This is a genomic window from Pseudomonas putida (assembly GCF_016406145.1).
In the GTDB taxonomy this organism is placed as follows: Bacteria; Pseudomonadota; Gammaproteobacteria; order Pseudomonadales; family Pseudomonadaceae; genus Aquipseudomonas; species Aquipseudomonas putida_E.
In genome coordinates this window covers 1,525,795-1,545,744 of record NZ_CP066306.1, presented here as the reverse complement: position 1 = coordinate 1,545,744, position 19,950 = coordinate 1,525,795, and the positions used below count along the sequence as shown (strand labels likewise).

Annotated in this window: 13 protein-coding genes; 11 read left to right on the top strand and 2 right to left on the bottom strand. The window is 54.9% G+C overall.

Annotated elements, in window-relative coordinates; genetic code table 11:
* Positions 1-12: 12 nt before the first annotated feature.
* On the bottom strand, positions 13-1,824 hold the full coding sequence (locus tag JET17_RS07105; protein ID WP_012313317.1) for a type I secretion system permease/ATPase: 1,812 nt from the start codon (positions 1,822-1,824) through the stop codon (positions 13-15).
* A gap of 566 nt (positions 1,825-2,390) precedes the next feature.
* Here JET17_RS07105 and JET17_RS07100 point away from each other — a divergent pair.
* From JET17_RS07100 to rfbC, 11 genes are all read left to right on the top strand, one after another.
* Positions 2,391-3,272 (top strand): hypothetical protein, encoded by an 882-nt coding sequence (locus JET17_RS07100; protein ID WP_042111247.1) that lies wholly within the window; start codon positions 2,391-2,393, stop codon positions 3,270-3,272.
* A gap of 17 nt (positions 3,273-3,289) precedes the next feature.
* A complete protein-coding gene (locus tag JET17_RS07095) occupies positions 3,290-4,738 on the top strand; it encodes a DUF4214 domain-containing protein (protein ID WP_012313315.1) in 1,449 nt (482 codons plus the stop codon).
* Between the two features lie 145 nt (positions 4,739-4,883).
* Positions 4,884-7,442 carry a glycosyltransferase family 2 protein gene (locus tag JET17_RS07090; protein ID WP_012313314.1) on the top strand — a complete coding sequence of 853 codons (2,559 nt, stop codon included), beginning with the start codon at positions 4,884-4,886 and terminating at the stop codon, positions 7,440-7,442.
* Complete coding sequence (locus JET17_RS07085; protein WP_012313313.1) at positions 7,442-9,868, top strand: glycosyltransferase family 2 protein; 2,427 nt, start codon at positions 7,442-7,444, stop codon at positions 9,866-9,868. Before JET17_RS07090 ends, JET17_RS07085 begins: the two co-directional genes overlap by 1 nt.
* Before the next feature lie 53 nt (positions 9,869-9,921).
* Positions 9,922-10,977: a glycosyltransferase family protein gene (locus tag JET17_RS07080; RefSeq protein WP_012313312.1), complete on the top strand. Its 1,056-nt coding sequence runs from the start codon at positions 9,922-9,924 to the stop codon at positions 10,975-10,977.
* The gene (locus JET17_RS07075) at positions 10,974-12,782 is read left to right on the top strand and encodes a GT99 family glycosyltransferase N-terminal domain-containing protein (RefSeq protein WP_012313311.1); all 1,809 of its coding nucleotides are present in this window, start codon (positions 10,974-10,976) and stop codon (positions 12,780-12,782) included. Before JET17_RS07080 ends, JET17_RS07075 begins: the two co-directional genes overlap by 4 nt.
* 67 nt (positions 12,783-12,849) lie before the next feature.
* Complete coding sequence (locus tag JET17_RS07070) at positions 12,850-15,009, top strand: hypothetical protein (RefSeq protein ID WP_012313310.1); 2,160 nt, start codon at positions 12,850-12,852, stop codon at positions 15,007-15,009.
* Positions 15,010-15,388: 379 nt separating this feature from the next.
* A complete protein-coding gene (rfbB, locus tag JET17_RS07065) occupies positions 15,389-16,465 on the top strand; it encodes a dTDP-glucose 4,6-dehydratase (RefSeq protein ID WP_012313309.1) in 1,077 nt (358 codons plus the stop codon).
* The gene (gene rfbD / locus JET17_RS07060; RefSeq protein WP_012313308.1) at positions 16,462-17,367 is read left to right on the top strand and encodes a dTDP-4-dehydrorhamnose reductase; all 906 of its coding nucleotides are present in this window, start codon (positions 16,462-16,464) and stop codon (positions 17,365-17,367) included. Before rfbB ends, rfbD begins: the two co-directional genes overlap by 4 nt.
* On the top strand, positions 17,364-18,254 hold the full coding sequence (gene rfbA / locus JET17_RS07055) for a glucose-1-phosphate thymidylyltransferase RfbA (RefSeq protein ID WP_012313307.1): 891 nt from the start codon (positions 17,364-17,366) through the stop codon (positions 18,252-18,254). Before rfbD ends, rfbA begins: the two co-directional genes overlap by 4 nt.
* Positions 18,254-18,802 (top strand): dTDP-4-dehydrorhamnose 3,5-epimerase, encoded by a 549-nt coding sequence (rfbC, locus tag JET17_RS07050; RefSeq protein WP_012313306.1) that lies wholly within the window; start codon positions 18,254-18,256, stop codon positions 18,800-18,802. Before rfbA ends, rfbC begins: the two co-directional genes overlap by 1 nt.
* Positions 18,803-18,922: 120 nt before the next feature.
* Here rfbC and JET17_RS07045 read toward each other — a convergent pair whose 3' ends face one another.
* The gene (locus tag JET17_RS07045; protein WP_012313305.1) at positions 18,923-19,855 is read right to left on the bottom strand and encodes a KpsF/GutQ family sugar-phosphate isomerase; all 933 of its coding nucleotides are present in this window, start codon (positions 19,853-19,855) and stop codon (positions 18,923-18,925) included.
* Between the last annotated feature and the right edge of the window lie 95 nt (positions 19,856-19,950).

Sequence of the window (19,950 nt, the reverse complement as noted above, 5' to 3'; positions counted from 1 at the left end):
CAAAAAATCCTTTTATGCGCCAGTGCTGGTCGTGGTGACGGGCGCAGCGGCAGGAGCCGCAGGGGGAGCCGGGCGAGGTGCGGTGGGCGCGACGGCCGGAGGTTGCGGCGCGGCCGGTTGGGCGACGCGCTGCTGGCCCTTGGCCTGCTGTGCGGCCAGCTCGGCGATGACGCGATCACGCTCGCCATACATCGAGATGGTGCCGCCAGCCATGACCAGGACGCGGTCCAGGCGCGTGAGGATGTTGGGGCGGTGCGACACGATGAACACCGTGGCGCCGGTTTCCTTGAGCTTTTGCAGGGCTACGCCCAGTGCGCGCTCGCCCACATCGTCCAGGTTGGAGTTGGGCTCATCGAGCACGATCAGGCGCGGGTTGCCATAAACGGCACGGGCAAGGCCGATGCGCTGGCGCTGGCCGCCTGAAAGGTTGACGCCGTCCTTACCAATCACGGTGTCGTAGCCGTCCGGGAGCATCAGGATCATTTCGTGCACACCGGCCATCTGCGCCGCCTGCACCACCTTCTGCGGGTCGACTTTGTCGAAGCGGGCGATGTTTTCGCTGATGCTGCCTTCGAACAGCTCGATGTCCTGCGGCAGGTAGCCGACGTAAGGGCCGAGGGCCTGCTTGTCCCAGGTCGAGATGTCGGCGCCATCCAGGCGCACCACGCCGTGCTGGGGTGGCCAGATGCCCATCAGGGCGCGCACCAGCGTGGACTTGCCCGCAGCGCTCGGGCCAACGATGCCGACGACGGAGCCGGCTGGCGCCACGAAGCTGATGCTGCGCAGTACCGGGGCCTTGGCGCCTGGGGGCGCGACAATCAGGTTTTCCACCTGGATGTGGCCTTCCGGGGCAGGCAGTGGCATGCGCTCCGGCTCTTTGTTGAGGTCGTCCATCACCTTGCTCAGGCGGTCGTACTGAACCTTGGCGGCGACGAAACCTTTCCAGCTACCGATCATCTGGTCGATGGGTGACAGCGCTCGGCCCAGCAGCAAGGAACCGGCCATCAGCAGGCCTGGGTTGATTTCGTGAGTCACTACCAGGTAAGCACCGATGGCCAGCATGATCGACTGCGACCAGGTGCGGAACGTCTTGGAAATCGAGGTGACCACGCCGCCCTTATCGCTTGCCTCTGACTGCAACAGCATGATGTTGCGCTGGCGCTTGGCCCAGCGATTCATCAGCGTTTCAAGCATGCCCATCGACTCGATGACTTCGGCATTGCGCAGGGTTTTGGTGGTGATGACGTTAGAGGCGACGTTCTCTTTGTTGGCAGTGGCCAACGCCTTGCCGGTCACGCGGTGGTTGACCACCGCCAAGACCGCGAGTGCTACACCGCACCCAAGCGTCATCCAACCGAACCAAGGATGGAACAGGAACATTACCGCTGTATAAATGGGAAACCATGGTGCATCGAAAAACGCAAAAAGCCCCGTACCGGTGAAAAACTGACGCAATGCGGTCAAATCGTTCAACGACTGCGCAGTGGCGTCCGAACCACCACTGTTCAGTGCGCGCTTGAAGCTGGCCCGATACACATCGCGGCTGAGCATCACATCCAAACGGTTGCTGATACGCACCATGATGCGTGAGCGCACCCACTCCAGCGCACCCATGGTGGCGACCAGAATGGTAAGAATAAGGGTAAGCATCAACAACGTGGAGGTGCTGCTGGAAGGTACGACGCGCCCGGACACCTGAATCATGAAGAAGGTGGGCACCAGCATCAGCGCATTGACGAAGAAGCTGAAGAAACCGACCGAAAGGAAGCTGCTTTTACAGGCTTTGAGTGCGGTTTGCAGGTTATTTTCGGATTGTGAACTCATGGTATCCATACTGAGAAAGACAAAAGCGGCCGGCAGTGTAACACCCAGCGAGAAGAACGCAGCCTGCCTTATCTGCAAGCGCGGCGCATGCACAGCCGATGAACAGTACTATTTATGAAAAAACGATGACATTCGTCAATAAACCGGCATAAAAAGGTTCATAACTGTTTACTTACGCAGCAGAAGGCCATCACTCATCATGAAGCCGACCAACGGCCCCCCGGTTCTGCGACAGCCTGCCGCACCTTAATTTTGACCGATATTAAATTGACTAACCGATAAACGGGCAAGATAAATCCTTGTTTTTACGAGAAAAAAATCATAACTCAAAGCTCATCACTACTCGCGCAGTCCCTTACCATACGCGGCCTGCGATCCTTAACCCGAGGATTTAGTTCAGTTTTTCGATGAATTTTTTTTTAGCTTTGTGAGTTGACAACATTTCCACATCCCTTCATCTTCGCCCCTCGCAAGGAGCCTTTACCGGCCGCTTCAGGTGTACGCACGGGTTTGAGCAAGTTAGCTACCGGTGTTTCGTTTAAAAGGAGCTTAACAACGCCATGTCTATGCCTTCCCAGCCCCTCGATGGCTTGAAGATCAGTTCCCGCGTTACATTGCTGGAACCGGGCATGTACATTTTTCGATATGCCTCGCAGCCGCCTGCCGACAAACCTGTGTGCATCGCGCTTCAACAAGCACCGCTAGGCAAAGGCTCGATCGATTTCTTCCCTGCAGAGGGCGTCAGCAAGAACATGCTGACCAAACTGGGCGACACCATTGTGGCCCGGGTCAAAGGTGGCGTGACCACCGTACTGATCACCGAATACCACATGTTCGACGACGTGATCGACCCGGTCGACCTGCGCATCGACCGCATCGACACCTCGCCCGCCATCATGCGCACTTTTGCCGTGGTGGCCAGCAGCGAACCAGCCCCAACCCTTACCGCAACCGCTGGCCCCACCGCTTTCGAGCTCACCGCGCACCTGCAACACACAGGCGAAGTGGTTTCCAGCGAAGGCCGCATCGGCACGCCCGGCAGCGACGAATTCATCGAGAGCTTCGCTATCAACTGGCCGAACAAGCCGGATGGCGTCGACCTGCTCTACACCTGCATGGTGGCCGGCTCCGGCCCCAGCCGTAATGTGTCCACCGGCACCTTCGTTGGCGCGCGAGGCGAAGGCCTGCCGCTGATCTGCGTGGGCTTCAGCCTGGTCGGGCCACAACGCAAACACTACGAATTGACAGGCCATATCGTGTTCGGCAATGCCGAGCCACAACGCCTGCTCGCCAATCAGATGATGCATGGCCCCACCGGCAACGAGCCGTTGGTGGCGCTGCATATCGCCGTTACTCCCGTTACGAAGATGAACGCTGCCCGCTCTAAGTCTCCGTGGGAAAACTCTGCGCAACCGCAGAACCTCAGTGCAACAAGCCAATTGGCTTGAAGTAACAGGAATACACCATGCAATACGATAGCCCCGTCTCGTCCACCGAGTTCCAGACCTTCCTGGCCGCTACCACCCTGTCCGACAGCACTGTTGACGCGATCAGCTCCCTGCTGGGCCTGGAAGCCGAAGGCACAACCGTTAACGTTGCAAGCTTCGACGGCGTGAACCTGGAGCTGCCAGCTGGCGGCGCCGTAGACGTTGTTACCGGCGAAATCGCTGGTGTTGCCGCCGACCTGCTCACTCTGGACCTGTCCGCAGCTGAAGCTGCCGGCGCTCGCGCTTACATCCTGGAAAGCGATGCCAGCCTGAACGTCACCCTGCAAGGCCAGTCGGGCAACGTTGCTCCAGCCGCTTTCGCTGCCCTGGCAGCCGACGTAGCTGTAGCCGCTGACGCCAACGCCGAAATCGGCCTGGTTGTCACCACTGGCAACGGCAACGACGTAATCACCGTCAATGGCGACCAGAACACCTTCATCGACGGCGGCGACGGTAACGACACCATCGTGACCGGCAACGGCAACAACACCGTTATCGCTGGCGCTGGCAACAACAACGTCAAAACTGGCTCGGGCAACGACACTGTCGTGCTGAGCGGTGAAGAGCACACCGACATCGTCGACACCGGCGCTGGCTACGACGTGGTTCAGCTGGACGGCTCGCGTGATGACTACGCGTTCGCCACCAACGCCAACTTCAACGTTACCCTGACCGGCAACCAGACTGCCTCGATCTCGAACGCCGAGTTCCTGACCTTCGTCAACGGCGAAGAAGTCGAGACCGTTGCTCTGGCCTACAGCGATGCTGAAGCCGCTGCACTGCGCCTGTTCCAAGGCGTACTGGACCGTGACGCAGACCTGGAAGGCGCCAAGTCCTTCGTTGGCCAAGTCAACAACGGCACTTCGCTGACCGACATCGCCAACGAGTTCCTGAACTCGAACGAATACGCCGGCGCCAACAACGCTACCGACGTGAACGAGCTGTATCAGGCGCTGCTGGGCCGTGCTGCTGACGATTCGGGTGCAAGCACCTGGACCGACATGCTGGCCAACGGTGGTTCGCTGGCTGACGTGGCTGCTGCTATCGCTGTTTCCAGCGAAGCTCAGACCCTGGACGCTTCGAACGGCGACTTCATCCGTGACCTGTACACCAACGTACTGGGCCGCGAAGCTGAGCAACAAGACCTGGACTTCTGGGTATCCTCGCTGTTCAACGGCGCAAGCCGTGCCGATGTTGCCAAAGACATCGTCACCTCGGACGAAGCTGGCGTTAAAGCCAACAACGACTTCATCGAGTCGCTGTACCAGTCCGCTCTGGACCGTGCTTCGGAAGAAGGCGAGAAGGACTACTGGTCTGCCCAGATCGCCCAAGGCGCTTCGCACGCCGACGTGGCCATCGGCATCGTTGGTTCCAACGAAGCTGTTGCAAACATCGACAACGTCGTTGTACTGCACGGCCAGGTGTAACTAGCCCTGCTGTAGCCAGGCATTCACTCCGCCGCAAGGCGGGGTGCATGCAAAAGGGGGCGACTTTCGGGTCGCCCCTCTTTTTATTTTTTGTAGCCAAGCCAAGCTTATGTCCAGACACCTCGACCATGGGCGAGAAACGCTCATGGACATGTTCCACCGCCATCGCCAAGCCAACGAGCAGGGCCTAGCGGCTGCTGCACTCGAGCGTGCCATGCAAACCGCCGAGTACCGGCCGGAAGCATTGGTGTGGAAAGGCATCGCGGCATTGCCGCAAACGCCTGAGCTGGCCTTTTTATTCTTTGCCAATGCCGCCAAGGCACTACCCGACCGGGCGGACATCCACGCCCTGATCGGCCGCAGCCTGCTGGCGCAAAAGCACTTCCAACTCGCCACGCGCTACCTGACCACGGCCTGGAAAACCCAGCCCAACGACCTCGCCCTGCGCATGACGCTGTGGCAAGCACGCAGCCAATCGGAAACTCCCGCCGAACTGCGCCGCATGGTGCTTGCCCACCTGCCTGACATTCACACCGGCCAGGAACTGGCACAAGTGCTTAAGCTGCTGGCCGCGCAACCTGACGCGCCCGGCACGGTCGGCGTGGTGCGCTACCTGCCCGAGCAGCGGGAGATACAAGGTTGGGCCGTAGACCTGGCCAACCTGCAGGCACCGGCAGCACTGAAAATCGAAGCCAACGGCAAGCAGTTCGACACCCAGGCCACTGCCCAGCACCCATTGCTGAGCGCCGCCGGGCTGCCTGCCACCCATGGCGGCTTGCGGGTGAGCGTGCCGAACCCGACTGCGGCCGTACACCTGCGCTTCGCCAACGGCACTGCACTGCTCGGCAGCCCCGTCTTCGCGATGCCGGCATTCGTACCGCCCGCCAGCGTGAACGGCGGCGGCGAACAGCAGCCAGTCGACGTGCTGATCCCCGTGTATGACGGCCTCAACGAAACCCTGGAATGCATCAACAGCGCACTGGAGGCGCGCAAGCTCAACCGCACCGCGCACCGGCTGGTGGTGATCGAAGACCAGACCCCCGTGCCCGCCCTGGCCAAGGCACTCAAAGTGCTGGCCGCCAAAGGTAAGATCACCCTGGTGCACAATGCCGTGAACCTTGGGTTCATCCGCAGCATGAACCGCGCCATGGCCCTGAGCCCGAACAAGGACGTGGTGTGGCTGAACGCCGATACCCGCGTGCATGGCGCCTGGCTCGACCGCCTGCGCCAGGTGGCCTACAGCGATGCCAGCATCGCCTCGGTCACCCCGTTCACCAACAATGGCGAGTTGATGAGCTTCCCGCAGAGCCGGGTGAGCCACGCCATGCCCTGCCCCAAAGCGCAAGCCGAACTGGATGACCTGGCCCGCCAAACCGACAGCCCGCCAATGGAAATAGAAACCGGTTGTGGCTTTTGCCTGTACATTAAGCGCGAGGCATTGGACCAGGTGGGCTATCTGGACGAAGTCCACCTTGCGCGTGGCTATGGCGAAGAAACCGACTGGTGCCTGCGCGCCCGCGAGCACGGCTGGCGGCACATGGGCGCGCCCAATGTGTTCGTGGCGCACCAGGGCGGCATCTCGTTCGGCGCCGAAAAGGCCCTGCGCGTGGCGCACAACAACGCCATTTTGCGCAAACGCTACCCAGACGCCTCCGCCCGCTACAACACCTTCTGCCTGCGCGACCCGATCAAACCGGCCCGCCAAGCATTACAAAAAGCGCGCCTGGCCAAGCTGGCCAGCCTGACCCCCGATGCCCGCCAAGCCCACTGGCCAACCCAACCCCGCCAGCCCACTATAGAAGCCGGCTTGCCGGCGATGAGGCCCTCAGCCGCCCCATCCCCCCTCAAGCAATGCGCAACATCCAGCCCCGGCGAAACGCTGCACATCCACAACGGCTCACACAGCGACGCGGCATTCAACCTCGCCTGGCGCCATGAGCACCATCGCACCTGGGCGACCCTGCAAGCCCCACTGCAGCCACTGCCCTTGACCCTCGACTTCGAACTGCCGGGCGAATACCCCCAGTTGGTCGAGGCACTGCGCCTGCTGCCGCTGAACGGTATCGCTTACCAGCAACTGGCGCGCTGCCCCGTTACCCTGTGCGAGCTGCCTGCCCTTCTGGGCATGCCCTACAGCATCATCTGCCGCGATAGCCGGCTGCTGAGCCAGGATGAAGCGTTCGACTGGCAGCACTTCGCTCACAATGCCACAAGCGTACAACTGCCATGGCAAACCTTGCACCGCGACTACGCCAGGGCCCTACCCAAGGCGAACCTCGTATTGCCAGGCCCTACCGAACACCCACCAGTCTCGGCAGATACGCCACGCGTGCTGCTGATTGGCGACAGCCTGAGCAACCCAGCAATTGCCCAACGCTGGCTGGCCCTGGCACGGCAGATCATCAGCGACCAGTTGCCGCTCGTACTACTGGCCAAAGACGACAGCCCTTGGCTTAAGGCACTCCAGGCTACGGGCGCCGTCTACCGGCTGCCGGGCCTGCACGGTTTCAGCCTGGCCGAACGCGCCGTAGCTGCAGGCTGTGGCGGCGTGCTAAGCCTGGATGACGCCCCCGGCGCCGACTGGCAGGCAGCGCTGCTGGCCGACGAACTGGCCGCCCCGCTGTTTGCGAGCCCAAGCCCGCTGGCCGCCGAAGCCGGGGCGAGCCCAACCACCTCCCTACCCTTTTCACTGAGCCAAGCCTGATGACTCAAGACCTCTTGGAAAAGCCCCAGGCGGGCCAGCAACCCGTCCAACTTAACGGTTACACCGGGGCCATCATTGGCCTGCAGGGGGACGTGCTGCAAGGCTGGGCAATCGATACCGCCCACCCGGAACTGCGCCCGGTGGTGGAAGTGTTCATCGACGGCGCGACCGTCGCCTTGGCGCGTGCAGACCAATACGAACCACTCGCCCCAGTGGGTGATCAGTTCCATGGGTTCACCGTTCAGCTGCGCAAAAGCTGGCTGGACGAAGCGCGACTGATTACGGCACGCATCGCCAACCAGGCATTCGAGCTGGAAGGCCAGGTACATTTGCCTGCTGCTCCCAGCCAGGAAGCTTCGGCCATTACCTCGCAGGTGTGGCACACCGGGGGTCTACGCGTAGGTGGCTGGTCATGGGACCCGCAATCACCACGCCGTCATGTTGAAGTGACTGTGCGCGAAGGGAATCAGGTCATCTGCACTGCGACTTGCAATGTGCATAACCAGGCACTGGCGTATCGCGATACCAGTGATCACGGCTTTGCCATTGACCTGCCGTGGGAGATGGCCGATGGCAAGGTACATGTGCTGGATGTAGTCGATGATCGCGGGCAACCGCTTGCCGGCAGCCCGATTCGCCTGTGCTGCTGGCCGGAAGGGGTAGAGGGTTTGATTCGGCAGCTGGATGCGAAGCAGGATCCGGCAACCATCGCCCTGCTCACTGAAGTGGCCAAAGAGCAGTCAATGCGCTTGCCCAAAAGCGCAGGGTGGCATCTTTACCCGCAGTGGTTCGAGGCGTTCCAGCGCTTGGAAGGCCTGGAAAAGCCTGCCATGCAAGGCAAGGTCGGCTTGCTGATCATCAGCGCAGGGGATTGCGAGCAGGAAAAGGCCAGCCTTGAAAGCCTGGGTGCAGACCGTGCAGACGTACATCAAGTCGCCATCGCCTCCCCTACCGATTTGGCACCCGCCGTGCAGCAATTGTTGGCAGAGGGTTGTGATCGAATTCTACCTTTGGCGGCAGGTGATCGCTTGGCCCCGTTGGCCCTCGCGCACCTTTGTGCGTTGCTGGACGATGGCAGTGCCTGGGCATTTGCAGACTGCGATCGTGACGGCCCACAAGGTGAGCGCAGCCTCCCTTGGCTGAAGCCAGTGTGGGACATTGACCTCTTCATCGGTGCGGATATCTTCACTCCAGGAGCAATATTCGGCGCAGACATCATCAAGCAGGCATTGAATCTGTTGACAGCGCGTGCCGAACAATCTGCGGTAGGCTGGCATGACTTGGTTGCCGCGATTGCATTGGCCACCCAAGAGAGCAACGCGAGTGTGGTGCACTTGCCCCGAGTGCTTTACCACCGTACCAACAACGCGCCAGCCAGCCCCGAGCAGGCAGAGCCATCGTCCGAACGACTGCGTGCCATCGAGTGGCTCTGCCAAGAATTGGCCCCCGGCACGACAGTGAGCCCTGTGGAGGACTACCCCGCACTGCTCAGGGCGCATTGGCCTCTGCCAGAGCAACTGCCGCGGGTGAGCTTGATCGTACCCACCCGGGACCAATTCAAGCTGTTGCACGCGTGTATTGAAGGGTTGTTAAACGACACAGATTATCCAAACCTGGAGATCATTGTTGTCGACAATGAGTCGAGCGACCCCGACACCTTGTCTTATTTCGAGGATATCAAGGCACGCGGCGTGACCGTACTGGCACACCCCTACCCGTTTAACTATTCGACCATCAACAATCGTGCGGCGAGCATTGCCACGGGTGAAGTGATCGGCCTCGTCAACAATGACATCGAGGTTAAAAAAAGTGCCTGGCTGAAAGAAATGGTAGCGCAACTTTACCGACCGGGTGTCGGCGCTGTGGGCGCGAAACTACTTTGGCCGAATAGCATGGTCCAACATGGTGGAGTTGTTGTCGGCATTAACGGCCTGGCGGCGCACACTGGTAACAATCTCGAACAGCGTGACGCTGGTTATCTCGGGCTGAATCAAATCACTCGTAAGCAAAGCGCAGTTACTGCGGCATGCATGTTAGTGCGCAGAGAGATTTTCGAAGAAGTGGGTGGTTTAGACGAAAGAGCCTTTCCGGTAGCGTTCAATGATGTGGATCTGTGCTTACGCATCCGACAGTTGGGCATGCACGTGGTTTGGACCGCGTTCGCGCAATTGATTCATGCTGAGTCAGCCAGCAGAGGAAAGGACCAAACACCAGAAAAAATGAATAGAGCTCAGCGTGAGCAGCGTAATTTTATAGGCCGCTGGACCCAAGCTGGATACTCGGACCTTTTTTATAACTGCTCACTTAGCACAGACTATCTAAGCGGCCCCTATGGCGGGCTTGCCATGCAGCATTATTCAGTAAAAAAACGCAAACAGCATTTAACATCAAAAGCTCTATTAGTCAGCAGAACTTCACTCAAGTGAAGCTTCGCAGCCAGAACACTAATGAGCCTCCTTGGACGTAACGTTAAAAGAAAATGAAAAATCCATCAGTACTTTTCGTATCAAACACTTCAAGACATGCGAGACCTTATTACGACCCGTCAACACGATATCGGTGTTTTAATTTCGCTCAAAGTCTTTCGGCGAAAGGCTTTCCTACTGCGTGCACCACACAAGCCATATTCCAAAAACAGCCATCATTGTTTTCTAACTATGATTATTTTGTATTTCACCGACCGGCTCTGACAGCTGAACTGGCTGAATTCATTTTATCGATGCCTACAGAGAGGCTTATTGCTGACTTCGACGACCTGAATTTCAGCGTAATTCATGCCATCGAAACCCCAGCAGTTAGAACTCGCTCAGAAAACGTCTCAACCGTAAGTAAGAGCCTAGCCAAGATTGCTGGTGCGGCCTCTCTATTCACTCAATTTAGCTCGTCCACTGTCCCGCTAGCCGACTATCTGTCCAGGCTTTTCTCTGCAAAAAAATCTGTTGTTATACATAACGGTGTGGATCCAACTTTTGCCGGCATTTCAGAAATGGTGAGGGAGCGAAACCCAATCTCTCATCGTCCTTACACATTCGCCTACTTTCCCGGCACAGCCTCACACAACCCTGATTTGCAGATGATTGAGGAGCCTCTCCAAAGGGCACTGGCATCTGACTCATCATTTAAACTTATGATAGCCGGCCCGGTAAAAATTCCAAATTCCTTAACTAGATACGCGGATCAAATATATAAGGCTGATTACGTCGCATTTCACGAACTCCCCAACCTAATGGCCAAAAGCAAATTTGTTCTTGGCCCTTTGGAGGAGACTGAATTTAATCAATGCAAAAGCGGCCTCAAGTTTTTTGAGGCGGCCTTATCTGGTTGTACAGTGATTGGCAGCCCGATTCCCGACATTGATCGATTCGAATCCATCCTTTTGAGAAAGTGCAGGACCTCAGCAGAATGGCAACAAGCTCTTCTAGAGCCTATTACTCATTCCGAGAATGAATTAGAAGACGCAGCCAGGTCCGTAGATACTGAAGTTTCTTCGGACAAGCAAACTGCCAAATGGATCAGCGAGTTTATTGAGCAATGAAAATCCTCCTTTACATCGAGCCCCATCCTGTCCGCGATAGCTTCGAAGAATTTTCGGGTATAGGAACATATTTAGCCGAATCACTGTTAAAACAAATTGATTCAAGCTCTTTCGACCTGCGCGTTTTCTCCAATAATGCTGTTATCGATCTGATCTGTAGCAAAGTTTCTCAGGGCTCAATGATCTGCGAGCGACCTACAGGCATCGAATCGAAAGAGATCGAAAACTACAAATCAGCCTGGGGAAAAGATAACATCAGTGCCTGGATAGAGCTAACAAAAGGTATTGGCGAGGCTTCAGAGCTTTATTTATCAATACTAGAAAGAATCTACAAAAAATACCCCTTCGAGGCGATAGTTTTATGGTCAGAGAATGGGGCTGTCCGCAAGTTCTGCACAGCAAATGACATTATAGTATTACATGGCGAGTTAGGCCCAACCCGAGGCCCATTCGTTGAAACAATGTACTTCGATACTGCAGGCACAAATGGCAACGCTGCAGTGAGACAGGCTAACATTGACAATTTGCCCCTGAAAAACTACCCCGTACAAACTTGGCTGGGCCCTAAGAGCAGATTCGAGAACAATCCTGATGGCATTGGCATTATTGATGTGCCATACACCGCGGTACCTGACGAAATAAGCGCATCAACAAAGTTCCCCTACATCTATATTCCATTACAACTCGCGGACGACCTCAACACCATCAAAAACTCAGACTTCGAGGGACCTCTTGATTTCCTCGAAAAAGTCCTACCAGCGTTTACCGAACAAGGTTATCACGTAATCATCAAGCCTCATCCTGGGTCACTAAGCCGCCCTTATAATCTGATTGAAGAAACAAAAGCGCTAATTTACGCCCGTACATTCGTTGAAAATGTGACAATCTTGGATCGTGCAGTCACAATCACGCGATCACTTCGCCTCATATCACAAGCGGCGTTTGTATGCACCATCAATAGCTCAGTAGGATATGAAGCTCTACTTTTAGGAAAAAGAGCGCTAATTCTAGGGGATGCGATGTATGACATCAACGGCAGACTTAAAGTCAGCCTGGCAGATATTCGCAAACTTGCAGACATCCCTGACAATACAAGCCATGCAAGACGACTTTTCAACTTCATGTCCGGCCATTTCCTTATTAATAAGGATGCTATTGGCACAGGCAAACCCATTATTGATATTTTGTACTTCCTGAAGGAAATGAAGCAGCTTCAGATCACTCCCACCCAAGAAACCTACTGGGAGCACTGGGTTAAAAAATTCAAACACGGCATTAACTGGCTTGGCGAAAACATACACGAAGAGATTTCAGACCTAGTACCTGGTGACATCTTCGGAAACCTCCAGTTATTGGCCGCTTCAAACAAAAATATCACCATCAAAAACGGCGTGGCTACTATCACGGCACAAGAGGCAGGACGACCTCTGATTGCCGGCTCCGCTAAAGTTCTTGAAAAACTATTCATAGGCAATATTGACGTAATATCTCCTAATGAAGAAAAGAAAGACACGAAAATTGAAGGCTGGGCGATAGATGACAAACTAAGGCAGGCAGCCTTAGTACTCGTCTTCAAAGATAATTTAGTGCTATCGCACAAGCATATAGTAGTCCCGCGGCTTGACACCGCCGATTACCTGCGCAATCTTGCAAATTCCTCTATTCGCACGTTCCCGACTAATTGCGGATTTAGGATTGAATTGCCGGGAAACCTTACATCCAACTCCGGCTACAACATAGCACTACTAACATCCGACAATACAATGTTCGTCATTAACGGTAAGTTGGGTTCAATTACAAAATAATCGATCAGATATCCCGTTGCCCTGTAGCGCTCAGGCAACGGGACGAGTGCTTTAGCGAGACGTCAAAATGGCATCCACATCACAGACCGAAAAATATCTAATCCACAATGATGTATTGCTAACCACCTGTGGATTAGCTTATTTGATCGGAGGCAATCACACAGTACTAGACTATATAACTGAAAAGACCACTCCGACGATCGAGTCCTTTGAAAACTTCAAACTCAACATCTCCCGGCGCGCATATATCTCTAGCTTGGCAAAATGCAAATACCTGCATGTCATTTTCCCGGACAAGCAGTCAGTATTAGCATCAGAATTCCCAATAGAAACGATGTCCAGGCTAGGCGACAAGTATTTAGAGTTCTTGAGAAAGGACGGCCTTCAAGGCCTCGTTCTTTATCCTGCGGATTTTCTGAATGAAACGCTCGGTCGCTTGTCATACGACAAGCTTGATACTCACCTATCAGACTCTGGCACCCTCGTTGTGCTTGCGCGAATCTTAGACATCATTGGCTTAGCCGCACCTGTTGCACTACGAGAAATCCAGGAGTGCATCAATCTAAAGACAAAGACAACCGGCGACCTCGGAAATAAATTTTCACCCCCGCTCTACCAAGAGTCCATTAGAATCAACCCCTATTGGAACCACACTAAATTCAACAGCAATGGCACATCCAATAATGGTCAAATTGATATTTATTTCAGCCCCGAAGCCACAACCGACAAGAAAATTCTAATATTTGGCGACTCTTTTTTCCGACTGATGCTGCCACACCTTTCCAAAATCTTTCAGCAAGTTGTATTTCTGCGTACGCCTTACTACCATGCAGAAATGGTCGAACTGATACGTCCCGACATAGTTCTGACGGGCAACGCCGAACGTTACCTGGCAAATGTTGCGTCAGATATAAACGCACCAGCCTTTCAACTCTACTCATACACCCATAATGCCGTTTCGAGGCCGTCCCCTCTCTTCCTAAACGCCTTCAGAACGATAACCTCACCCAGCGCTATATCATCTAAAAAGTTCCTCAACTATCTCTTTAATGATACTGCACAAGCCAAGAAAATCGTCGGACCATCACATATGGTCAGGTGGGGTCAGCATGTCAAGAACGGGCTTTTGACAAGGCCTCCTCAGGAAAGTGACCTGATTGGCTTCGGGGGCGCACCGGTCTGGTCCCAGCGACTACTAGAATCAACAAAGAAAGCGTGCTCCGACGATACCAAAATATTGCTTATGGTCGGGGACTTTCGGTTCGGCAACGAAATATCGCTTCATCCTGCAAGGGACTCTTTACCCCTTTTCTTGCCCAACCACTCTGGAATTAATGCAAAAGCCATTAAACCAGAGAACGATGAATTCATGCTAAAGCGAAGCCTCGCAGCCATATCTGCTTGGGACAAAACATTCAACAATAAAATACATTTTATTTTTTGGGACCTTTTTTGCAGGCAGGTACAGGACCGCTTAGCCGGACGACATATCAAAGCTAAAGCCTACAATCATCCGCACTGGAATTTGGCTGATATTCAAGCAAATGTATCCACTGCGAAACTTATCGACCTCTCACCGCTACTGAAACTACCAATGCATGAAGCAATGCGACTATTTATCGATCCTAGCTCGCATCCATCGCACATTGGTTACCTCATGATCACCAATTGTTTTTACTATAATACTGACGCCCGCACTTCCTTCAACAAAGCAGTTCGCGACGTAGAGCGTATAATCTTCGACTCTGCCGCCCAGCTGGTCAGACGCAAAAATACTCCAATACTAATTTTTGGCCAGAGTGTGTGGCTTGATACTCTACTTCGCTATTTAGGCCCATCAGGCCTTGAGAAGATTGAAAAAATCGGCATCAAAATAGTTAGTATCAACCCTCAAATCGGCCACGCCCAAAGTGTCAATGTTGCAGCAATCTCACATCACTCACACTTCAAGGTTTTTATCTCCGACGATGGTAAACAGCCCACAATTCCGCTCGCGCTGGAGCAATTAGTAAACTGGAGCCATGGCGCTGCGAGTCATATTGTCTGGGAAGCTAGTTGTGCGCAGACCATCATCAACAGAAGAGAAACCCCTCAGTCTCTACACAACAAAAACTACTCAGCAACCCGTACGTCGCATACCATTGATATTTCTGACTCGGACATTGAGCTTGGTCCCTTTGGGTATCCGACCATAACAGGTTTAACGAAGGTGTTTGATATAATTTAGGGTACTTATTTCACAGCCAGCATCCGCTCTGGTGGCAGCTTCAAGCCAGCGTTGGGATCACTAAATAAGCCTTTACCCCAGAAAATAACGAGGTAAAAATAGCTATGAACGGTTTGAATTATTCCTCATTCGCGTGTATCTGCTTTTCAAGCCGGGGCCATACAGACTCAAGCTCATCGCTCACGGCTGTAATTCTCAGTGCCCTCTCAAATAGCCGCACTGACCAGAGCGCACAAAAAAATATCAATAATTGACAGAACTTATCGAATACCGGAGTCTATCGAGCACACTTAGAAAACGCGTCTTGTATGACGGCTTTTAAGCATTGACTCAGACAAAGCTTGTAGACTCTGTCAGAACCTCAAGGTAGAAAACTCTCGTGAAGATCTTAGTAACCGGTGGTGCCGGGTTCATTGGCTCGGCAGTTGTACGTCACATCATCTCGAACACTGATGACTCGGTCATCAACGTCGACAAGCTGACCTATGCCGGCAACCTGGAGTCGCTCCAGTCGGTCGACCAAGACACGCGCTATGCATTCGAGCGCGTCGATATCTGCGACCGCGGCGAACTCGACCGGGTGTTCCGCGAGCACCAGCCTGACGCTGTGATGCACCTGGCCGCAGAATCCCACGTCGACCGCTCGATCAGCGGCCCGTCCGAATTCATCCAGACCAACATCATCGGCACATACAACCTGCTGGAAGCAGCGCGTGGGTACTGGAATTCCTTGGATGAAACGCGCAAGGCGGCATTCCGGTTCCACCACATTTCCACTGACGAAGTGTACGGAGACCTTGAAGGCCCGGAAGACTTGTTCACCGAGACCACACCGTACCAGCCAAGCTCGCCCTACTCAGCCAGCAAGGCCAGTTCCGACCATTTGGTCCGCGCCTGGGCCCGTACCTACGGCCTGCCGACCTTGGTTACCAATTGCTCGAACAACTATGGCCCGTACCACTTCCCCGAGAAGTTGATCCCGCTGGTCATCCTCAACGCACTGGAAGGCAAGCCGCTGCCTATCTACGGCAAAGGCGACCAGATCCGTGACTGGCTGTACGTCGAAGACCACGCCCGGGCGCTGTACAAGGTAGTTACCGAAGGTGAAGTAGGCCAGACCTACAACATTGGCGGCCATAACGAGAAGCAGAACATCGAGGTGGTGCGTACCGTTTGTGCATTGCTTGACGAACTGCGCCCTGAGTCGGCATTCCGCCCGCACGTCGACCTGCTGACCTACGTGCAAGACCGCCCGGGCCATGACCTGCGGTATGCCATCGACGCCAGCAAGATCCAACGTGAACTGGGCTGGGTGCCTGAAGAAACCTTCGAGTCGGGCATCCGCAAGACGGTGCAGTGGTACTTGGACAACCCAGAGTGGGTCGCTCACGTAAAAAGCGGCAGCTACCAGCAATGGATCGACACAAATTACAACGCACGTGCGGGTAAGGCATGAAGATTCTGCTGCTGGGTAAAAACGGCCAGGTCGGCTGGGAACTGCAGCGGGCGCTCAGCGTGTTGGGCGAAGTCGTAGCCCTCGATCGACATCGGGCGTCTACCCCCTACGGAGAATTGGCAGGCGATTTGTCGGATCTTGAAGGCCTGCGCGCCACCATCCGCAGTGTGGCACCCCAGGTAATCGTCAATGCAGCCGCTTACACGGCCGTCGATAAAGCCGAAAGCGAGCGCGAGCTTGCTCACACGGTCAACGCCTTGGCGAGCCAGGTAATGGCAGAAGAGGCCAAGCGTCTCGACGCCTGGCTGGTGCACTACTCCACCGACTACGTCTTCGACGGCAGTGGCTCGGCCCCTTGGAAGGAAACCGACCCTGTTGCGCCGGTCAACTACTACGGTGCAACCAAGCTCGAAGGCGAACAGTTGATCCAGGCATCAGGCTGCAAGCACCTCATCTTCCGTACAAGCTGGGTGTACGCCGCCCGCGGCAACAACTTCGCTAAAACCATGCTCCGCCTTGCGAAGGACCGGGCAACCCTCAACGTGATCGCTGATCAGGTTGGCGTACCGACCGGTGCAGACTTGCTGGCCGACGTTGCGGTAGCCGCATTACAGCAAGCATTGCACAAGCCCGAACTGGCTGGCATCTACCACCTGGCACCAGCGGGCGAGACAACCTGGCACGCTTATGCCAGCGATGTGATCGCGTTTGCCCGCGACCAAGGTGAAACGCTTGCCGTTGAAGCAATCAACCCGATTGCTACAACCGAGTACCCCACTCCGGCGAAGCGCCCGTTGAACTCTCGGCTGTCGACTGCGAAACTTCGGAACTCTTTCTCTCTGCACTTGCCGGATTGGCAAAGTGGTGTCACCCGTATGCTTATGGAAGCTCTTAACAAATGAACACGACCAATCGTAAAGGGATCATTCTGGCTGGTGGTTCTGGGACGCGGCTGCATCCAGCGACGCTGTCCGTTTCCAAGCAACTCTTACCCGTTTATGACAAGCCGATGATCTACTACCCGCTGAGCACGCTGCTGCTTGCGGGTATTCGCGACATCCTCATCATATCGACCCCCCAAGATACCCCGCGCTTCGAACAGCTGCTGGGTAGCGGCAGTCAGTGGGGCATCAATCTTTCGTACGCTGTGCAGCCAAGCCCGGACGGTTTGGCGCAAGCCTTCACCATTGGCGCGGATTTCATCGGTAACAACCCATCAGCACTGGTGCTTGGCGACAATATTTTCTACGGCCACGACTTCCAATCGCTGCTGCTAAGTGCCGGCGAGCGTGAAACGGGTGCATCGGTTTTCGCGTATCACGTTCAAGACCCAGAGCGTTATGGGGTTGCCGAGTTCGATGACAGCGGACGTGTGCTTTCGCTTGAAGAAAAACCCAAGGTGCCGAAGTCGAGCTACGCGGTCACCGGCTTGTACTTCTATGACAAACAGGTCGTCGATCTGGCACGCGGGCTTAAACCGTCGGCCCGTGGAGAACTAGAGATCACCGATCTCAACAATCTCTATCTGCAACAAGGTCAACTGCAGGTCGAGATCATGGGACGCGGCTATGCATGGCTCGATACCGGCACTCACGACAGCCTGCTCGATGCCAGCCAGTACATTGCAACCATGGAGCGCCGCCAAGGGCTGAAGGTCGCCTGCCCTGAGGAGATTTGCTACCGGGCCGGCTGGATCAACGCCGAACAACTCGAACGCCTTGCTCAGCCATTGCTCAAAAACGGTTATGGTCAATACCTTAAAAACTTGCTTAAAGAAAAGGTCTTCTGATGCACGCTATTCCTTTGGCCATCCCGGATGTCTTTCTGTTCACTCCCAAGGTCTTCGGTGACGAGCGTGGCTTTTTCTTCGAAAGCTTCAACGCCAATGTCTTCAAGGAAGTCACCGGCCTGCAACCAGACTTCGTTCAGGACAACCACTCCCGCTCTGTGAAAGGCGTGCTACGCGGCCTTCACTACCAGCTGCCGCCACATGCCCAAGGCAAATTGGTGCGTGTAGTACAAGGTGAAGTGTTCGACGTGGCGGTGGATATCCGCCGCTCCTCCCCTACTTTTGGCCAGTGGGTTGGTGCGGTGCTTTCCGCCGAGAACAAGAACCAGCTGTGGATTCCGCCAGGCTTTGCCCACGGCTTCGTGACTTTGAGCGATACAGCCGAGTTTCTCTACAAAACGACCGATTTCTACTCACCTAGCAGCGAGCGCTGCCTTGCTTGGAATGATCCAGAAATCGGTATCGAGTGGCCAATCGACTTTGTGCCTAGCCTATCTGGAAAAGACCAACTTGGTTTGGCATTAAGCGACTCGGACTTATTCGATTGATAAAAGGCTGGGGGCTCTACGGACTTCGTAGAGCCTCTGCGCCTGTGTGATAAGCGCTTGAGCTAAGTCGCTATCAAAAGCACTGAATTCATTCAGCAGGCGTCTTTCCTGAAGACAGGATCAATCGAAAATTTCAACAACCCCTACCACCCCACCCTGACTATTCGTAACCGCGAGTGCTCTAATTTTATTTTCGCGCATGTATAGCTCCGCCTCGGACAACTGCGCATCTTCCATTATGGTGTGCGGTTTAGCGGTCATGAATTGCGCAACTTTTTCCCGAACAATCCGTTCGTTCTCAAGCAGTGCACGGCGGAGGTCGCCATCCGTCACGATACCAACCAACCGCTGCTCTTCCATCACAATCGCAAGGCCTAGCCTGCTTTGCGTCATTGCCAGCAGACAATCATGAAAACTCGTTTCCCGCCCCACAATTGGGGCTGGAGAGTGCATAACATCTTTTACGCGAGTTAGCAATTTACGACCGAGGCTGCCGCCCGGGTGGTAACGAGCAAAATCCATAGGCTTGAACTGAATAGCTTCAATCAACGCAACAGCAAGTGCGTCGCCCATGGCCATGGTCGCTAGCGTGGAGGTGGTAGGCGCCAAGTTGTTCGGACACACCTCGCGCTCCACGGAAATATCCAGCCAAATATCCGAATGTTTGGCAAGTGTGGAAGTTCCATTGCCAGTTATTGAAATTAATTTATTACCAAATGACTTTAGGCTGGGGATCAGCTTGATTAGCTCTTCGGTCTCACCGCTGTAGCTAATGAGTATCAGCACATCGACTGGCTTCAGCATACCTAGGTCGCCGTGGAACGCCTCAGCCGGGTGGAGAAAAAAACTGGGCGTGCCTGTCGAAGCAAAAGTAGCGACCATTTTTTGGCCGATAAGCCCTGACTTACCCATCCCGCATACAACGGCTCTACCCTTGCAAGAGAGCAGCAGTTCGACGGCGCGTTGAAAACTTTCATTCAGTCGCTCAGCTAATGTCTCTACAGCTTTAGCTTGTGCAAGCAGTGCTTCTTTAGCAATGGAGAGGTGATTCATATTCTTCCATGAAGGAGAGGGTTGATCCGAAGTGACAATGGTAAGGTTTTCTCCTCGCGATGCAAAGCGCTGGCGTTTGAACATTGCTTATCAGA

What these genes read in the sequence shown, in the direction of transcription:
- JET17_RS07045 (WP_012313305.1), bottom strand. Translation starts at nt 19,855, where the DNA reads ATGAATCACCTCTCCATTGCTAAAGAAGCACTGCTTGCACAAGCTAAA.
- JET17_RS07100 (WP_042111247.1), top strand. Translation starts at nt 2,391, where the DNA reads ATGCCTTCCCAGCCCCTCGATGGCTTGAAGATCAGTTCCCGCGTTACA.
- JET17_RS07085 (WP_012313313.1), top strand. Translation starts at nt 7,442, where the DNA reads ATGACTCAAGACCTCTTGGAAAAGCCCCAGGCGGGCCAGCAACCCGTC.
- rfbA (WP_012313307.1), top strand. Translation starts at nt 17,364, where the DNA reads ATGAACACGACCAATCGTAAAGGGATCATTCTGGCTGGTGGTTCTGGG.
- rfbC (WP_012313306.1), top strand. Translation starts at nt 18,254, where the DNA reads ATGCACGCTATTCCTTTGGCCATCCCGGATGTCTTTCTGTTCACTCCC.
- JET17_RS07105 (WP_012313317.1), bottom strand. Translation starts at nt 1,824, where the DNA reads ATGAGTTCACAATCCGAAAATAACCTGCAAACCGCACTCAAAGCCTGT.
- JET17_RS07070 (WP_012313310.1), top strand. Translation starts at nt 12,850, where the DNA reads ATGGCATCCACATCACAGACCGAAAAATATCTAATCCACAATGATGTA.
- JET17_RS07080 (WP_012313312.1), top strand. Translation starts at nt 9,922, where the DNA reads ATGAAAAATCCATCAGTACTTTTCGTATCAAACACTTCAAGACATGCG.
- JET17_RS07075 (WP_012313311.1), top strand. Translation starts at nt 10,974, where the DNA reads ATGAAAATCCTCCTTTACATCGAGCCCCATCCTGTCCGCGATAGCTTC.
- rfbD (WP_012313308.1), top strand. Translation starts at nt 16,462, where the DNA reads ATGAAGATTCTGCTGCTGGGTAAAAACGGCCAGGTCGGCTGGGAACTG.
- JET17_RS07095 (WP_012313315.1), top strand. Translation starts at nt 3,290, where the DNA reads ATGCAATACGATAGCCCCGTCTCGTCCACCGAGTTCCAGACCTTCCTG.
- JET17_RS07090 (WP_012313314.1), top strand. Translation starts at nt 4,884, where the DNA reads ATGGACATGTTCCACCGCCATCGCCAAGCCAACGAGCAGGGCCTAGCG.